The sequence below is a fragment of the Moritella sp. F3 genome, assembly GCF_015082335.1.
Classification (GTDB): Bacteria; Pseudomonadota; Gammaproteobacteria; order Enterobacterales; family Moritellaceae; genus Moritella.
Window position 1 is genome coordinate 115,140 of the sequence record NZ_BLRL01000012.1, and the last position, 17,918, is coordinate 133,057.

Annotated in this window: 11 protein-coding genes and 1 tRNA gene; 2 read left to right on the forward strand and 10 right to left on the reverse strand. The window is 41.3% G+C overall.

The window, feature by feature from the left end:
• The first annotated feature begins 35 nt into the window (after window positions 1-35).
• Window positions 36-1,067 carry a GGDEF domain-containing protein gene (locus JFU56_RS17575; RefSeq protein ID WP_198438571.1) on the forward strand — a complete coding sequence of 344 codons (1,032 nt, stop codon included), beginning with the start codon at window positions 36-38 and terminating at the stop codon, window positions 1,065-1,067.
• A gap of 87 nt (window positions 1,068-1,154) precedes the next feature.
• On the opposite strand, the gene JFU56_RS17580 is transcribed toward JFU56_RS17575, so the two are convergent.
• From JFU56_RS17580 to dauA, 6 genes are all read right to left on the reverse strand, one after another.
• Complete coding sequence (locus tag JFU56_RS17580; protein WP_198438572.1) at window positions 1,155-4,229, reverse strand: efflux RND transporter permease subunit; 3,075 nt, start codon at window positions 4,227-4,229, stop codon at window positions 1,155-1,157.
• Window positions 4,230-4,238: 9 nt separating this feature from the next.
• On the reverse strand, window positions 4,239-5,330 hold the full coding sequence (locus tag JFU56_RS17585; protein ID WP_198438573.1) for an efflux RND transporter periplasmic adaptor subunit: 1,092 nt from the start codon (window positions 5,328-5,330) through the stop codon (window positions 4,239-4,241).
• Window positions 5,331-5,589: 259 nt separating this feature from the next.
• Window positions 5,590-7,656 carry a S9 family peptidase gene (locus JFU56_RS17590; protein WP_198438582.1) on the reverse strand — a complete coding sequence of 689 codons (2,067 nt, stop codon included), beginning with the start codon at window positions 7,654-7,656 and terminating at the stop codon, window positions 5,590-5,592.
• Between the two features lie 206 nt (window positions 7,657-7,862).
• Entirely contained in the window at window positions 7,863-9,701 is a 1,839-nt protein-coding gene (locus JFU56_RS17595) for a DEAD/DEAH box helicase (RefSeq protein WP_198438574.1), read from the reverse strand.
• Between the two features lie 345 nt (window positions 9,702-10,046).
• Complete coding sequence (prfC, locus tag JFU56_RS17600; protein WP_198438575.1) at window positions 10,047-11,633, reverse strand: peptide chain release factor 3; 1,587 nt, start codon at window positions 11,631-11,633, stop codon at window positions 10,047-10,049.
• Window positions 11,634-11,713: 80 nt separating this feature from the next.
• A complete protein-coding gene (gene dauA, locus JFU56_RS17605; RefSeq protein WP_198438576.1) occupies window positions 11,714-13,438 on the reverse strand; it encodes a C4-dicarboxylic acid transporter DauA in 1,725 nt (574 codons plus the stop codon).
• A gap of 317 nt (window positions 13,439-13,755) precedes the next feature.
• Here dauA and JFU56_RS17610 point away from each other — a divergent pair, with 317 nt between their 5' ends.
• Window positions 13,756-14,673, forward strand: coding sequence for a manganese-dependent inorganic pyrophosphatase (locus JFU56_RS17610; RefSeq protein WP_198438583.1), 918 nt, complete (start codon window positions 13,756-13,758; stop codon window positions 14,671-14,673).
• Between the two features lie 149 nt (window positions 14,674-14,822).
• On the opposite strand, the gene JFU56_RS17615 is transcribed toward JFU56_RS17610, so the two are convergent.
• From JFU56_RS17615 to JFU56_RS17630, 4 genes are all read right to left on the reverse strand, one after another.
• A complete protein-coding gene (locus JFU56_RS17615; RefSeq protein ID WP_198438577.1) occupies window positions 14,823-16,616 on the reverse strand; it encodes a long-chain fatty acid--CoA ligase in 1,794 nt (597 codons plus the stop codon).
• A 166-nt stretch (window positions 16,617-16,782) separates the two neighbouring features.
• Window positions 16,783-17,223 (reverse strand): ribosomal protein S18-alanine N-acetyltransferase, encoded by a 441-nt coding sequence (gene rimI / locus JFU56_RS17620; protein ID WP_198438578.1) that lies wholly within the window; start codon window positions 17,221-17,223, stop codon window positions 16,783-16,785.
• 24 nt (window positions 17,224-17,247) lie between these two features.
• On the reverse strand, window positions 17,248-17,646 hold the full coding sequence (locus JFU56_RS17625; RefSeq protein WP_198438579.1) for a DNA polymerase III subunit psi: 399 nt from the start codon (window positions 17,644-17,646) through the stop codon (window positions 17,248-17,250).
• A gap of 35 nt (window positions 17,647-17,681) precedes the next feature.
• Window positions 17,682-17,757: transfer RNA gene (locus tag JFU56_RS17630), tRNA-Trp, on the reverse strand.
• Between the last annotated feature and the right edge of the window lie 161 nt (window positions 17,758-17,918).

The window sequence follows — 17,918 nt, forward strand, 5'->3', positions numbered from 1 at the left end:
TTAATCATTAATGAATAACCGTTATGGAATGGTGCATGTCTAAAAAACTCTTTGCTTTATCGGCTCAATATTTAAAAAAAGCCATGCCGCTGATGATCAAATATCAAATTCCGACAACGCCAACCAATTACGCGCTGTGGTATCACTATGTATCAGATAATAATAGTGCATTACAAAAACAGCTGGATGATAAAATAGCGCAACACGGAACGTGTACTCCCGCCGCGACCGAAGAACTCTACCAACGTTTTATCGTCGACAAACGCGAACAAGAAATAACGCAACTACGCAGTGAACTCGACACCATGACCAATGATTTAAGCAGCTCATTACACGATACGCTTAACGATACTAATGAATTTGATCGGATGTTGAATAAATGCTTAAACGAGTTATCCGGTGTTGAAGCGGATGGTTTTTCGATTGAAAAAACACTGTCCGCAGTACGAGAGTTAGTTAAAGAATCTCATGATGTGCGTTCATCAACACGGCATTTCAAAAGTCAATTACATGAAGCTCAAGCTGAAATAGCGCAATTACGTGAGACTTTATCAGAAACCCAGCATGATGCAATGCATGACGCTCTAACCGGCTTACTCAACCGTCGGGTATTCAATAAAGAAATTGAGACCTTTTGTAGTAACCCCAGCTTGAGTCGTAATTTTTCTATTTTGATGATTGATATTGATAATTTTAAAGCATTTAATGATGATTTTGGTCACCAGCTTGGTGATCAAGTATTGAAAGTAATAGCTAAACGTATTGCCGATAGCTGCCAAGAAGGCGAACAAGTATTTCGCTATGGTGGTGAAGAGTTTGTGCTGATTTTACCGAACAAAACATTCACAATCGCCCGTCAAAATGCTGAATCTATTCGTCGTGCAATCGAACGATTAAGTATTCGCGATAAACGCTCAGGCAAGCGAATCGATAATATTACCGTGTCTATCGGTGTGAGTGAAAATATACCACGTGATAGCAGTAGTGACATCTTAACGCGCGCTGACCTGCAGCTCTATGAAGCGAAACGTCTTGGCCGTAATCGAGTCATGCCAATGCCGCGTTAATGAAAACTTTGATTACCGTTTTAATGGCAACAATCACCACTGAATAAATCACAATGCCGGTTCGGTTCAAAACAAACCGGTATTGCACTATAGGTTCGTAACCATCTTCGCTTGATGTTTAATATCTTGAGAACGATAGAACAAGCTATACAACACAGGTACAACACCTAAGGTTAATACCGTTCCAACCGCCATACCAAAAATCATCACAATCGCCATCGAATACCAAAATTCACCACCCCAAATAGCCAATGGAATCAGTCCGAGAATAGTCGTCAACGTGGTCATTAAAATAGGTCTTAGACGTGCTTTACCCGCTTCAATAAGCGCTTCGTTAACCAGCATATTAGCTTTACGGTTAGCCTCAATCTGATCGATAAGCACAATGCCATTATTAATAATCACCCCCGCGAGGCTAAACATGCCTAACATCGCAGGGAAAGTAAAGTATGCCCCTGTGACAGTTAATCCAAAAACAGCACCAATCAATGACAATGGGATAGTCATTAAGATCACCGCTGGACGGCGGAATGAGTTTAGCTGTAATACCAACAATAAAGCGATCAAAGCAAAGCAATGTGGCATATAAGCAAATAACGCGCTACTCGCTTCATCCGCACCGCGTAACTCCCCCCCTAAACGTAGACGGTAACCCGGCGGTAAATCAAGCTGCGCTAATGTCGGCTGCATGAGCTTATGCAGTTCACTTGCTTGCAGTTGACGATGCTTCGCACTGATAATTAACGTACGTTGCTGGTCTTCTCGGCGAATGATCGCAGGTTCACTCTCACCACCAAAATTAGCCACCTGGATCAAAGGCACGGTTACGCCACTTTGCCCAGATGTAACTTCCACGCTGCGTAATTTATCAAAATCATTACGTGATTGATTACCCCGCATCAACACAGGAATAACCCGATCGCCATCGCGGTAATCAGTGACTTTATAACCATCAAAGAAACCATTGAGTGACAAAGCAATATCGCGGCTACTTACCCCTGCACGACGCGCGCGATCTTGATCCACTTCGACCAAGATCTTAGGGATATCATTCTCCCAATCATTGGTAATACCGACAACACCATTAATATCAGCAAAGCCAGCCATTAACAATTGTGATCGTTGCTGTAATAGATCGCCATCTGGTCCTTGCAGTTTATATTCCACTAACCCTAACTCACTACCGCCTAACCACATGCGTTTGGCTTGGCCAGTTGCTTCAGGTAACTGCTGCTGAATATAATTATTGGTTTTTTCTATCATTGCTAACGCAGAATCAAGATCACGGGTATTGACCACCACAAAAGCTTTATTCGAGGCGCGATCGACAGGTGCTAATGCCAAGAAGAAACGCGGACCACCATCGCCAATATAAGCAATATGGCTGGTGACATCCGGATTTTCTTTCTCGTCATTTAACCAAGCTAAAAATCGATGTGTGACTTTATCTGTTTCCGCCGTCGGTGTACCTGCTGGCAAGTTCAAATAAACTAAATACTGATTACGCTCTGAGCCTGGCATAAACTGTACGGTAATAAATTTGAAGCCGTAAACTGCGACAAATAATAACACCACCATCGTCGCCATAAAGCTCACGCGATAGTTGAGTAATACCTTTAAGACACTGCCGTACCATTGATTAACAACAATAACCCAATTTGGCATAGCTGTTTTCTTAGTGCCTTTTGCAGAGAAGAACCACACACACATCAAGGGCGTTACTAATAAACTGAGTAACCAAGATGACAACAGTGCAATGATGATAACTTGTGATAATGAGCGTAAGTATTCACCCGCAACATCCTGCGCTAACATCAGAGGCATGAACGCCAAGATTGTCGTTAATGAAGACGTTAACAGTGGGATAGCCAAGGTTTTACTCGCCGCCAGCGCCGCCGCTTCACGTTTCATCCCTTGAATAATACGGGTATTGATGTTTTCAGCAATCACAATGCCGTTATCAACTAATAAACCAAGCGAGACAATAATTGCGGCGATAGACATACGCTGTAAAGACACATCCCATATCTGCATACCGATAAACGAGAGCATCATAGTCAATGGCACAATAGTCCCGACGATCATGCCCATTCTGAAACCTAGAAACAGCATCACCACCGCTAATACAATCGCTACGGTTTGAAATAGGTTTGATGTTGCCGATGAAATTGCCGTCGCGACTTTATCAGGTTGAAATGTCGCCAATTCAAAGTGTAAACCAGCAGGTAGCAGCTGTTGCTCTAAAGCCACAAATTTACTGATATCAGCGCCAAAACTGTCACTGGTGATACCAGATAGCATCGACACCGCTAATATGATGCTCGGTTTACCTTTATAATAAACCGGCGTGTTTTGCGGTTCAACATAACCACGACGTACAGACAATAGGTCGCGTAAGTAAATGTTTTGACCACTTTCAGGTTCTAATATCACTAAGTTTTCAATATCAGCTAAGGCTTCAAAATTACCACTGGGTTCAATGGTCAGCTCAAGTTTACCGGTATTGATTTTTCCGCCGGGTAAGACAATATTTTGATTTTGTAGTGCTGCCACAAGTTGACCTGGAGAAACGCCTAATCGACTCATGGCATCCGTATCAGGCTCTAACCAAATACGTTCATCTTGGACACCGTAGATATCAACTTGTGATACCGTTGCCAAGGCACTAATACGATCTTGAATGGATTCTGAAACCAGATCCAATTCATGTAATGAGTAATCTTCGCCATAAAGCGCAATGGTGGCAGATGCGACTCGACCAAACTCATCATTCACCATCGGACCGATTGTCCCTTCAGGTAGCGAGCCTTTGAGATCATTCATGCGATTACGTAGATTGTCCCAAATTGGCTGCAAATCAAAATGTTCATCGGCAACCGTGACTTTGATTTGCGTATAACCAGTACGAACTAACGATTTTAGCTCACTCACTTCCGGGATCTGTTTGGCTTCACGCTCTATCGGTTTGGTAAGCAGACGTTCGATACGCTCAGGTGACATGCCAGGGATCTGGGCAACAACAACAGCTGTTCTCACTAAAATTTCAGGGTCTTCTTTACTCGGCGCGTTAAAAAATGACGCCGTGCCGATAATAATAATCAGCACTAATAATAACTGAGTGAAGCGATTATTTCTTAATGCAAATAAGGTTAGCTTATCCATGTCTTATCCTTAATTTGCTTGCCATAAAGTAACCGTCATACCATCACGTAAGAACGGTATACCCGCGACCACAATCGCTTCATTTTCACTAATGCCAGCATAAACTTCGATGTTATTCGCGCGGATATTACCCACTTTTACATTACGCTGTTCTAATACCATGGTCTGTTCATTAATCACGTATAATAACGCATCTTGAGAGCCCTCACCGGCCATCGAATGGGTAAAATCTAACGCTGTTAGTGGTACTAAATAAGCGGGAACACTACTGTTATTCACGGTAAACTTAACCGAACCAGACATACCATTACGTAATTTATCACTGCTTTTATTTAAGCGGATGGTCACCGGAAATGCATTACCGTTTTCAACGCGAGAGCCAATTTCACTGACTTCACCAGGAAACATTTGATCTTGTAATGCAGAAACGGCAACCGTTACAGCCTGTTGGTAGCTAATATTACCGATCATAGATTCTGGTAATAACACTTCAACTTCATACGCATCACCGTCAATCAACTCTATGACTTCTTGGCCATTCGATACTTTGGAAAAGTTATCTACACTCACAGCTGCAATTTGACCATCAAACGGAGAGCGTAAAATAGTGCGTTGTAATTCTAGTTTAGCGCGGGCCAAATCCGCCTCAATCACTTTAACTTGTTGTAGCGCCGCTTCAGCGTTATTGCTTAATTGCTCAAGTTCAGCTAAAGAAATAATCCCTTCAGGTAAGCGTGTTGCTCTTTGTAATTGATCATTGGCTGCTTTTGCTGAAGCGCGTGATGAACCTAAGGATGCTTGGGTTTTATTTAATGCTACAGTAAAGTCAGAATCATCGAGTTGCGCAAGCGGCTGCCCTGTCACCACCAGATCACCTTTACTCACATATATATCTTGTAATACACCATTGACACGAAAACTAAGACTTGATTGTTCGGCACTACGAATTTGTCCCGATATCTCTCGGTAGATTGACCCTGTTGATTCACTCACACGTTGGTATTTAACTGCTTTAGGTAACTCAACAGTTGCTGTCTCAGGTGCTTTACTGCACCCGGATAACAAGAATATAGCGATTAATAACTGCGTTAATTTAGACATTATTCGACCTCAGAGATATACCTAAACAGTTTGAATAAACTATTTTATTTAAACTGGCATTGTTTATTTAAGATAGAGTGAACGACTAAATATAATATAGTTGTTTATTTTCAGCTGCTTAACTATCTATAATTCGCTAATATACCCTGATAAGATCACAAAGGGCAAGTACCAAAACCAGGAATAACGGCTTCGATCACTTGCCCACATTACTTTATAACCTTGTCGAAATTAACTGACAGTTCTCTCTAAATTAACCTTATAGTCTGGTCGATTCAGCTAAGTCCAGCATAAAAGCATACTCTTTCGCTGTGTCATGATAATGCTCAAAGCGTCCAGACTTACCACCGTGCCCTGTTTCCATATCGGTATGCAGCAGTAATACATTGTCATCCGTTTTCAAGTCACGCAATTTAGCTACCCACTTAGCAGGCTCCCAATATTGCACTTGGGAGTCATGCAACCCCGTGGTAACCAGTAAGTGAGGATACGCTTGCGCCACAACTTGGTCATAGGGGCTATAAGACAACATGTAATGATAGTATTCCGCTTCATTAGGATTACCCCACTCGTCGTACTCCCCCGTTGTCAGCGGTATCGATTCATCGAGCATCGTACTTACAACATCAACAAAAGGCACGGCTGCAACGACACCATGATATAGCTCAGGGGCAATATTGATCACAGTCCCCATCAATAAACCGCCAGCAGAGCCGCCCATCGCATAAACACGTTTAGGATCGGCATAACCTTGTGCTAGTAAACCTTTGGTAACAGCAGTGAAATCCGTGAAGGTATTCATTTTATTCAATAGTTTACCGTCTTCATACCAGCCACGCCCTAATTCTTCACCACCCCGTATATGGGCAATTGCATAGACAAAACCACGGTCGAGCAGGCTCAATAATGAAGCGCTGAAATATGGGTCAATGCTCGAACCATACGAGCCATATGCATATTGCAATATTGGATTAGCGTTAGTTTTTGAAAATAACGTCTTCTTATATACCAATGAGACGGGCACTTTAACGCCATCTTCAGCCGCAATCCAAACTCGTTCACTCTGGTAATCTTGCGCACAAAAATCACCAACAACCGTTTGTTGCTTCAATATTTCGCGCTCACCACTATCAAGATTTAACTGATAGGTTGAGGTTGGCGTTGTTAAACTTGAATAGCCATAGCGTAACTTATCCGTATCAGGATCTGGGTTTGTACCTAGCCATGCCGTATAGGTCGGATCATCAAATTTAATAATAGTATCGGCATTCGTCTGCCAGTTGATTTGACGTAAGAAAGTTAAACCTTGCTCACGCTCCTCAACAACGAGCCAATCACGGAACAACTCATAGCTCTCTAATAGCACATTATCACGCGCCGGAATAACCGTTTGCCATTGGTTAGTATCTGCTATAGTGGCAGCTGTAGCAGTCATCAAAGCAAAGTTCTTACCCGTTTTATTACTGCGAATATAAAACTGCTGACGATAATGATCGACGCTGTATTCATGACCGCGTTCACGCGCACGTAATAACGTAAATGCTTCAGTCGGTTTATCCGCTGGTAATACGTGAACTTCACTGGTCATGGTACTACTCAGCGACAACATGATGTGCTCATCTGAAGTAGACTTATAGATGTCAGTATAGAAGGTATCGTCTGATTCTTCATAAACCAGTACATCCGTGCTGATATCGGTGCCCAATTGATGACGGTAAACCTGATAGGGCAATAATGTAGTCGGATGTTTTTTTACATAGAATAACGTCTTACTATCATTCGCCCACACCACAGATTCGGTATCTTCAATTTCTTCTGGGTACGCTTCACCAGTATCGAGATTAAGGAAACGTAAACGATATTGACGGCGACTAACGGTATCTTCAGAAAAAGCCAATACCTGATGATTCGGGCTTATTGCTAGCTCACCTAACTGATAATACTGATGCTCTTTAGCACGCTCATTGGCATCAAGTAATACCAGCCATGATGCTTCCTCACCATCCTGGCGCCAATGATATACCGGATACTCTTTACCTTCTGAAAAGGTCGTTTTATACCAGTAGCCTTTTTTAAGATAAGGCACAGATGCATCTTCTTGTTTTATCCGCGCCACCATCTCATCATACAATTCAGCTTCCAATGAGGCTAATGGTGATAGCACAGACTTGGTATAACTATTTTCTTGCCCTAGATAGCTTAAAACCTGTTTGTTTTTACGTTCATCATCACGTAACCAAAAGTAATCATCTTGGCGAGTATGTTGATGAATAGTCATTGAATGCGCTTGCTTCATCGCAAGGGGCGCAGTAGTCGAGAGATCCATTTTCACAAGAAGATGTCCTATAAAATTAACTGAAGAGGTGATGGCTTATTTATTCATGCCTAAGCATTTATATCTAAGTATTCATGACATTAAATAAACGATCATTTATGTAATGTGATGAATACTAATATCCCAGATGCAAAAAAGGAGCGCAAGCGCTCCTTTTCATATATCTAACTATTAGCTATTAATTGTTAACTAGCTAATTAGTCACGACGTGGACGACGTGGACGACGTTCTTCGCCACCAGTCGATTCACGGCGTTGACCACGATGTCCGCGATCATTATCACGAGCTGGACGATCACCACTTGGACGGCTACGCTCTTGACGACCTTCAGCTGCAACACCTTCAAGTTTGCTCATGCGTAATGCTTTGTTACAAACATAAACTTGTTGTAGTTGTTGTAACTGCTCGCTTGGCATACCTTTTGGTAATTCAATCGTTGAGTAGTCATCATGCAGACGGATACCACCGATGTTACGGCTGTTGATATTCGCTTCATTAGCAATAGCGCCAACGATGTTCTTAACTTGAACACCATCAGTACGACCAACTTCGATACGGAAAACTTCCATTTCTGCAGCTGGACGACGTTCGCCGCGTTCGCCACGTTCTGGACGGTCGCCACGATCACGGCGTTCGCCACGGTCGTTACGTTCACGACGTTGATCACCACGATCATCTTCACGGAAGCTACGCTCACGACGTGGAGCTTCAGGTGGTAATACTAATGGTTTTTCTTTCTGAGCTAGGAACAATAACGCAGATGCAAGATCTAATTCGCTAAGCTCTAACTCTTCAGAAAGTTGACCAACTAAGTTTTTGTAGAAATCTAGGTTTTCTTCACCAGAAGAAAGCACAGATAACTGGTCACGGAAAGATGCGATACGTTTTTTCGTAACATCATCACGTGAAGGTAGATCCATCATCGTTAATGGCTGACGTGTAGCACGTTCAATCGCTTTCAATAAACGACGTTCGCGTGGTGCAGCAAATAAGATTGCTGTACCTTTACGTCCAGCACGGCCTGTACGACCAATACGGTGAACATATGATTCTGTATCAGTTGGGATATCGTAGTTGATTACTAAATCAATACGTGGAACATCAAGACCACGTGCAGCAACGTCAGTTGCAATAACGATATCTAGTTGACCATTTTTCAAACGGCTTACAGTGCGCTCACGCATTGCTTGGTTTAAGTCACCGTTTAGTGCCGCAGCAGAGTAACCGCGTGCTTCTAATTTCTCAGCAAGCTCAACAGTCATCGTTTTAGTACGAGCAAAGATGATCACACCATCGTAGTCTTCAGTTTCAAGAATACGTGTTAGGCCGTCAAGTTTTGCTTGTAAGCCACCAATGATTAAACATTTTTGTTCAATGTTTTCAACAGTTGATGTTTTAGTTGCAATTTTAACTGAAGTTGGATCTGTCATGAAACGTTTCGTAATACGGCGGATTTCTTCAGGCATAGTTGCAGAGAATAACGCCATTTGACGTTTTTCAGGTGTTTTAGACAAGATTGATTCAACATCATCAATAAAGCCCATGCGTAGCATTTCATCTGCTTCATCAAGAACAAGTGCTTGAATACCAGAAAGGTCAAGCGTACCACGGTTGATGTGATCGATTACACGACCAGGAGTACCAACGATAACTTGTGGGTTACGCTTCAGTGCTTTCAACTGAATTGGGTAGCTTTGACCACCGTAGATAGGTAGTACATGGAATCCACGCATGTGACGTGAATAAGCTTGGAACGCTTCTGCAACCTGAATAGCTAACTCACGAGTAGGTGCTAATACCAATACTTGTGGTTTAGTTAGAGCTGTATCAATACGGCTCAATAATGGTAATGCAAACGCAGCTGTTTTACCCGTACCAGTCTGTGCCATACCTAGCACATCACCACCATCCTGTAGTAACGGAATACATTCAGCTTGAATTGGTGAAGGTGTTTCATAACCTAGATCATTCAACGCTTTTAAAATTGGTTCAGGTAAACTTAAATCAGTAAATTGTACGGGTGATGTATCAGACATTCACGGGCCTCTGGTAGACGGGTCTTTGAATAAAGCTATATCAATTATAGCTCCACATATCGTATTTCGTGCGCAAAATTAGTGGTCTTTTGCTCAAACTCTCTAGCGAGCGAAGCCACATAAAAAGGCTGACGTAGTATACTACAGTTAAAAATTAAAAGCAGAATATATGCGACCTAAATCACATTAAAAGTAAAAAAGTATTAAATCATCGAAAAGAATAAATAAAAATCAACAACTTAAAAGTTGCGAATGAAAGGGGACTCATATTATAAATAACACGTAAAAAAAAACCTTACCTCGAAAGAGGCAAGGCTTTTCATTGATTCCAATAAAACTTATCGTTTAATGCTCACGAGTCTCACGGAAAACAACATCAGGGTAACGTTCTTGTGCAAGACGTAAGTTAACCATAGTCGGTGCGATATACGTTAAATTATCACCGCCATCTAGTGCAATATTGTCCCACGCTTTCTTTTTAAATTCTTCAAGCTTACGTGGATCAGCACAATCAACCCAACGTGCAGTTGCAACACTGATGCCTTCGTAAATCGCATCTACTTTATACTCAGTACGTAAGCGATGTACAACCACATCAAACTGTAGAACACCAACCGCACCCACAATTAAATCATTTGAACGTTGTGGACGGAATACCTGTACCGCGCCTTCTTCTGATAATTGGATCAGACCTTTTTGCAATTGTTTTTGCTTCAGTGGATCTTTTAAACGAATACGACGGAACATTTCTGGTGCGAAGTTAGGGATCCCGGTGAACTTTAATAACTCACCTTGGGTAAACGTATCACCAATTTGGATCGTACCATGGTTATGTAAACCAATAATATCACCCGGATAAGCTTCTTCAGTTTGAGTACGATCGCCCGCCATAAATGTAACAGCATCAGAAATGCTGACATCTTTATTTAAACGCACGTGCTTCATTTTCATACCTTTACTGTATTTGCCTGAACAAACACGCATGAAGGCAATACGGTCACGATGCTTTGGATCCATGTTTGCTTGGATCTTAAACACAAAACCAGAAAAAGTTTCATCATTTGGTTCAACAGTACGTAAATCTGACACACGTGATTGTGGTGTCGGTGCCCACTCAGTTAAACCATCGAGTACATGATCAACACCGAAGTTACCAAGTGCTGTACCGAAGTATACTGGTGTTAATTCACCCGCCATAAACAAATCATAATCAAATTTGTTCGCAGCACCTTCAACAAGCTCCATATCATCACGTAACTCTTGAGCATAGTCACCCAGTGCTTCGTCAAGTTCAGGATTGTTAATACCTTTAATAATGCGGCTGTCTTGGATCATATGACCCTGACCCACGTTATACATGATCACTTCGTCACGTAAAATGTGGTAAACACCTTTTAATTCTTTACCCATGCCGATCGGCCAAGTAATCGGTGCACATGCAATTTTAAGCACGTCTTCAACTTCATCCATTAGATCAATTGGATCGCGAATATCACGGTCAATTTTATTCATGAAGGTAATAATTGGCGTATCACGTAGACGTGTTACTTCCATTAATTTAACTGTACGCGCTTCAACACCTTTTGCAGAGTCAATTACCATGAGGCATGAGTCAACAGCGGTTAGCGTACGGTATGTATCTTCCGAGAAATCTTCATGTCCAGGAGTATCAAGTAAGTTAATCAAACAATCACGGTAAGGGAACTGCATTACCGATGTTGTCACCGAAATACCACGTTCTTTTTCCATTTCCATCCAGTCAGATTTAGCATGCTGACCCGATTTCTTACCTTTTACAGTACCGGCTTTTTGTAACGCGTTTCCGAATAACAATACTTTTTCAGTAATTGTTGTTTTACCAGCATCGGGATGCGAGATAATCGCAAAAGTACGTCTTTTCGACACCTCTTGCTCAATAAGGCTATTTGACATGAATGAGTCTTCTCATTTGGTTAAATCTAATGGGCGCTATTTTCGCTGAAATTACGATCAGACACAAGGTCGAGCTGCAATTAATAGTTGCCAATTTCAGTTAATGCCTCATGTAATGTCGGACTAAAAGAAGTCACGCCACCAATAGGCTTCACACCCGCTCTTGCTAAGGTTTTTAATGGCTGAAATTGCAGGTCACAGAATATAACTTGTGTATTGTAAATTTGGCATTGCTTAATAAACTGCTCCATTGCAGCTAAACCGCCAGCATCCAGTAAAGGTACCGCATCTAAATACAGTACAAAGCCATCAACCTCATTGGTTTTATCCGCTAGTTCTGAAAATACCCGATCGGCAGCAGCAAAAAATAGTGGACCATTAATTTTAAATACTCGCCAGCCCGCTGGAATATCAGCCGTAACAATACGTTTATTATTGGTAATATCGGTTACTTTGACCATCTCAGCTATTTCTTTCATAAACAATACAGCAGCCAGCAACATACCAGCAGTAATGGCAAGCACCATATCGAATAAGATGGTAAATGAGAAACAAATCACAAACACCCAAAGATCACTTCTAGGGGCTGTTTTTAATAAATGCACAGCTTTAGCCGCTTCACTCATATTCCAAGCAACAACGAGTAATAAAGCCGCCATCGAAGGCATAGGTAAATAGGCTAATAATGGCGCCAATAACACTAAACTAGCCAGTACAACTAAACTATGAATAACAGCGGATATAGGCGTTTTAGCACCCGCTTTCACATTGGCAGCAGAACGTGCAATTGCAGCAGTAGCAGTAATACCACCAAAAAAGGGCACCACGATATTACCGATCCCTTGACCAAGCAACTCACTATTGGCGCTATGCCGTTTACCAGTCATACCATCGAGCACGACTGCGCATAACAATGATTCAATCGCGCCTAACATTGCGATCGCAAATGCAGCAGGTAATAGATCGGACACCAGCTTCCAGCTTAAGATTAATGGTTGTCCATTAACACCGGGTTGTGACCAAGGCCATTCAAACGTAGGCAAATACGGGGGGATACCAGCCCCCTGGCTACCATCGGGTAATAAATAGTGGAAACGACTACCAATAGTCGCAATATCCAAGCCCATATTATTTAATATGACAGCCAATATACTGCCAAAAATAATAGCAGGTAGATGCGCAGGGACGACGGTTTTTAGTTTCGGCCACAACAACATAATCATCAGCGTAAAAGAGGCAACAGCAAAACTTGGTAAGTGTAGCTGTGGCAGCGCATTAACTAATACCGCCAGTTTATCCCAATAATGATCTGGTAACGTCTCAATCGGCAGGGCAAAAAAGTCTTTTACTTGTAATGTAGCAATAACAACAGCAATACCGCCAGTAAAACCTAAAGTGACCGCCTCTGGAATGTATTCAATAAAACGCCCTAAGCGTAATACGGCCATGCTCACCAAGAGTAAACCTGACATCATAGTGGCTAACAGTAAACCACCAAAACCATACTGCTCGACGATAGGATACAAAATAACAACAAAAGCAGCTGTAGGGCCAGAAATGCTGTAACGACTACCGCCAGAAATAGCGATAACAATACCGCCGATGATGACAGTATAAAGTCCATATTGCGGGGCAACACCACTGGCGATAGCAAGCGCCATAGCTAAAGGAATAGCAATGATACCGACCGTGATACCAGCTAATAAATCTTTTCCGAATTTAGTCTTAGTATAGTCAGAGCGACTAACCGACTCACGTAATGCATGTGCAATACGTAACGAAAAAAGATGAGCCCTTTGCTGCATTCTACCGCCTTAAAGTGTTAATTAGATCACGCAATTATAATCATCTTGCTAACAGATACAATCAAGGTCAGCGCATTTAGCGACAAAATAGTCGTTTGCTTGATTCACATCAGAATTACCGACTAATTGTCTAAGTTTGTGCTTATGATCACATTATAAATGCGATGTTATACTTAAATAATGAATAATAGTCGATATAAAAACGTAAATAATACGCGGAAATAATGTCAAGATCGGCCAGATAAGGTTGCACAGCTTAAGCGAGCGCACTATTATGTCGGTTAATCCATAAACCTATAATTAATTTGGAAGCAATGATGTTAGTACTAGGACACACAAACCCTGATTGTGACAGCTTAGCGGGCTCAATCTCTCTATCTGCATTTTTAACAAAACGCGATGGCAAAACAGTAACACCAATCATGCAAGGCGAACCTAATGCTGAAGGTCTTTTCCTGCTTGAACAAGCTGGTCTAGCGTGCCCTGAAATCCGTACATCAATTGCTGGTGAAGAAGTTTGGATCATTGATTACTCTGATTTCAACCAAGCACCAAAAGATGCTCGCCAAGCAAAAATTCGTGGTATCGTTGATCACCATAAACTAGGTGATTTCGAAACTGACGAACAACTTGAAGCTTGGATCTGGCCTTGTGGCTGTTCAAACACGATTGTATACCACATGTATAAGATCCATAACATCGAAATCGACCAGAAAGTAGCGGTTATGATGTTAGGTGCTATCTTGAGTGACACAGTTCATTTCAACTCGCCGACATGTACACAAATCGATATCGATGCAGCACACGAACTTGCTAAAATTGCTGGTATTGATGATATTGATGCATTCGTTACAGCACAGTTTGCTGCGAAATCAGATATCGCAGCAGTGCCTTCTGAAGAACTAATCTTACGTGACCTTAAAGTTTACACAATTGGTGAAAAAGACTTCTCGATTGCGCAAGTTGAGATCACAAACATCGATGCTGCCCTATCACGTAAAGAAGAACTACAAGCTGAACTTGTTAAGTATAAAGCTGAATTTGGTTACCACACAGCCTTAGTATTATTAACAGATATTACTAACCTTAACTCTATCGCTTTAATCGAAAGTGAAGAAAGCGCATTAGTGGCAGAAACATTAGGCGGTACTTTTGTTGGCGAACTTATCGACTTACCAAATGTTGTAAGCCGTAAAAAACAAGTATTACCACCATTGCAAACACAGTTTAAGTAAGTCGTCATCGACCACTACTTATAGCTCGAATAAAAGGCTACTAGTCTAAGATTGTGGGTATGAATACTAAAAAGGGAGCTAATTAGCTCCCTTTTCTATATTTAATAGCCAATGACTAATCATCAACATAATCTGTAATATGGTTTTATTTAACGCTCATTTTTATCACTATTATACATTTCATCAATGTCTTTTTTATATTCACTTTCAATCACTTTACGACGTAATTTTAATGTCGGCGTGATCTCACCTTTCTTCATACAGAATTCACGGTTAAGTAATTTGAATTTTTTTACTTTTTCAAAGTTAGCTAATTCACTTTGCAGATCTTGCAAACGCTTCTCAAACATAGTGACAATGTGACTATGACGTAGCAATTCTGCTTTACTTGAAAATTGTAAGTTAATCGAATTTGCATATTCTTCTAACGCTTCAAATGATGGCACGATCAACGCGCTAACAAAGTGGCGAGAATCCGCTACAATCGCAACCTGATCGATAAAATGATCTTTATTTAACGTACCTTCAACCAACTGCGGTGCAATATACTTACCGTTCGAAGTTTTCATTAGCTCCTTGATACGTTCAGTCATCACAACCTCACCGTTAGCTAAAATTTTGCCTGCATCGCCAGTTTTAAGCCAGCCATCAATAAAGTTCTTTTCAGTCTCCTCTGGCATATTGTAATAGCCCTTCATCACCGCATTACCACGCACAAGTATTTCATTGTCGTCGCCAATTTTAACTTCCATATCAGGTAATGGCAGACCTATTGAAGCAAAGTCATAACCAGTGCCACGATGGCAGCAAACGGTTGCAGTTGTTTCCGTCATCCCATAACCAGCTTGTATTTGGATACCAATAGACTGGAAAAACTGATTAATATCAGGATCAACTTTTGCACCGCCACAAGGTAAAAAGCGCGTGTTGCCACCAAGAATACCGCGTAGTTTCGAGAAAATAAGCTTGTCAGCAAGCTTATGCTGTTGAGCTAATAAAAACGACGGCTGTAGGTTATTATGGACTAAATTAAAATGCTTTAGACCAACACTTGTAGCCCAGTTAAAAAGCGCCTTTTTAACTTTAGATGCTGACGCTAAACGGCTGTGGATCGTGCTATATATTTTTTCGTATAACCGCGGGACTGCAACCAGTAACGTTGGTTTAACTTCTGCAATCACATCGATAATTAATTTGGGATTTTCAAGATGAACATTTACCGCGCCACAATGCATCAGATAAAAAGACCAGCTACGCTCAAGCACATGACTCAAGGGTAGAAAGGCTATTGATGTATCTGATTCAGATACATCAATCATCTTATCATGACTCGTAAATGCCGCAGCAAAGTTAGTGTAATCAAGCATTACGCCTTTTGGCTGGCCAGTCGTGCCCGATGTATAGATGAGTGTAACAAGATCATCCATAGTCGCATCAGCGAGTCGCTGTTCAAACTCTGCGTCTGCAGCTTGTTCACCTTGCTTAATAAAATCAGAGAAATGTACTGCTTTCGGCTCTGCTTTTAAATCGATGCTATCTGTCAGCGCAATAATCAGTTTTAAGTCATTAGCTTCTAATAGATGAAGGGCTTTATCAAACTGTTCCTGGCCACCTACAAATAGATAATCAATATCGGCATTATTAACAATATAGCGAGTTTGTTCGGTCGTATTGGTAGGATAAATCGGCACAGTCACACACCGAGCAGTTAGGATACCTAGATCTGCAAAGCTCCACTCGGGACGATTGTTGGCAAAGATACCCACTTTAGTTTGTACTTCACAACCCATAAATAGTAATGCTTTAGCAACACGATCAGCATTATTGAGTAACGCAGACCAAGTGATATCTTGCCACTGGCCTTGCTCTTTAAAGCGAATAGCGGTTGTTGCGTTACGTGCGGCAAATTTAGCTCTAAAACTGCTTACTAAGTGTTGTGTCATTAGGTTCTCTGATTATCCATAAATAGAATTAAACGCATAATACCCCTAAACGCATTTAAAGCGCCTAGATAAGTAACCACGGATAGTAATAATTAATCAGGAATAAGTACACAAGTAATAGGGGTTAGTGATGGCAAAAATAACAAAGAATCACCCTGTCATGTTTCTAAACGATGTAGCACATCATAATGGCATCTTCTCGACCTGAAGCCGCAGGATAATAGTTAATTCGACGATCCACTTCATTAAAGCCAGCGTTCAAATAAAGGTGATAAGCACCATGATTAGATTCGCGTACTTCTAGCCATAGCTGAAACAATTCTTGCTGTTGGCACTCTTGAATAAGGTGGTTTAACAGTAATTTCCCGTAACCTTTACCTTGTTGATCTGGCGCGACGGCAATATTCAGTAGGCTTGCTTCTCCCGCCACTTGATTGGCAAAATAGTAACCCATGATTTGCTCATCTTTAAGCAATAAAAAATTAAAATAGCGCGTACCAAAATTACTGGCTAATACTTTATCTGACCAGGGAAAGGCATGACTTGCTGTTTCTATTTTTTGAATTAAAGGCAAATGTTCAAGTGTGAGAGGAATAATTTTTGGCATTGAAGATCCGGTTATTATAACAGATTACATATAACTGACGATTTGTTGCCAAAGCTGTTTTTTCGCTTGAGCAGAATGTAACAGTACATCTAGATGCGGTGATGCGAGTTGTTTTTTAGCGGCAAGTTCAGATTGCTTACAGCCTATAGTCCAAATCCATTCAGGGGTTTGGTAATAATACTTTAGTTCTTCTTCTGTGATGATATGACTTTGACTCAGCTCTAGCTGTAGCGTACGCAAGATCTGGTTAATAAATTGATTATGTGGGGCAAGTTTGTCATTCGCAACAATTAAAATCTGGCAATGCTTAGGTAATGCTATTTTTTCAGCTTGACTAGCGAGATGAGGAAATTGTTGAGGTTTATGACACTGCCATAATGTGATACCCATTTGTTGTAAGTAATAACGTGAAAAATTACTCATTGGATAACCATATCAAGAAAATTTACAGAAGAAATTGGCAGGGGTGGAGAGATTCGAACTCCCATCACGCGGATTTGGAATCCGCTGCTCTGCCGTTGGAGCTACACCCCTATCATTGGAACAATAACCTATTGGTTAGTGTACCTATATCTAATAAATTAGATATATTTTAATTCAAGTATTCACCTTGAATTAAAATTTGGCGCTTGGCGATGCCCTACTCTCACATGGGGAAACCCCACACTACCATCGGCGTTATTACGTTTCACTAC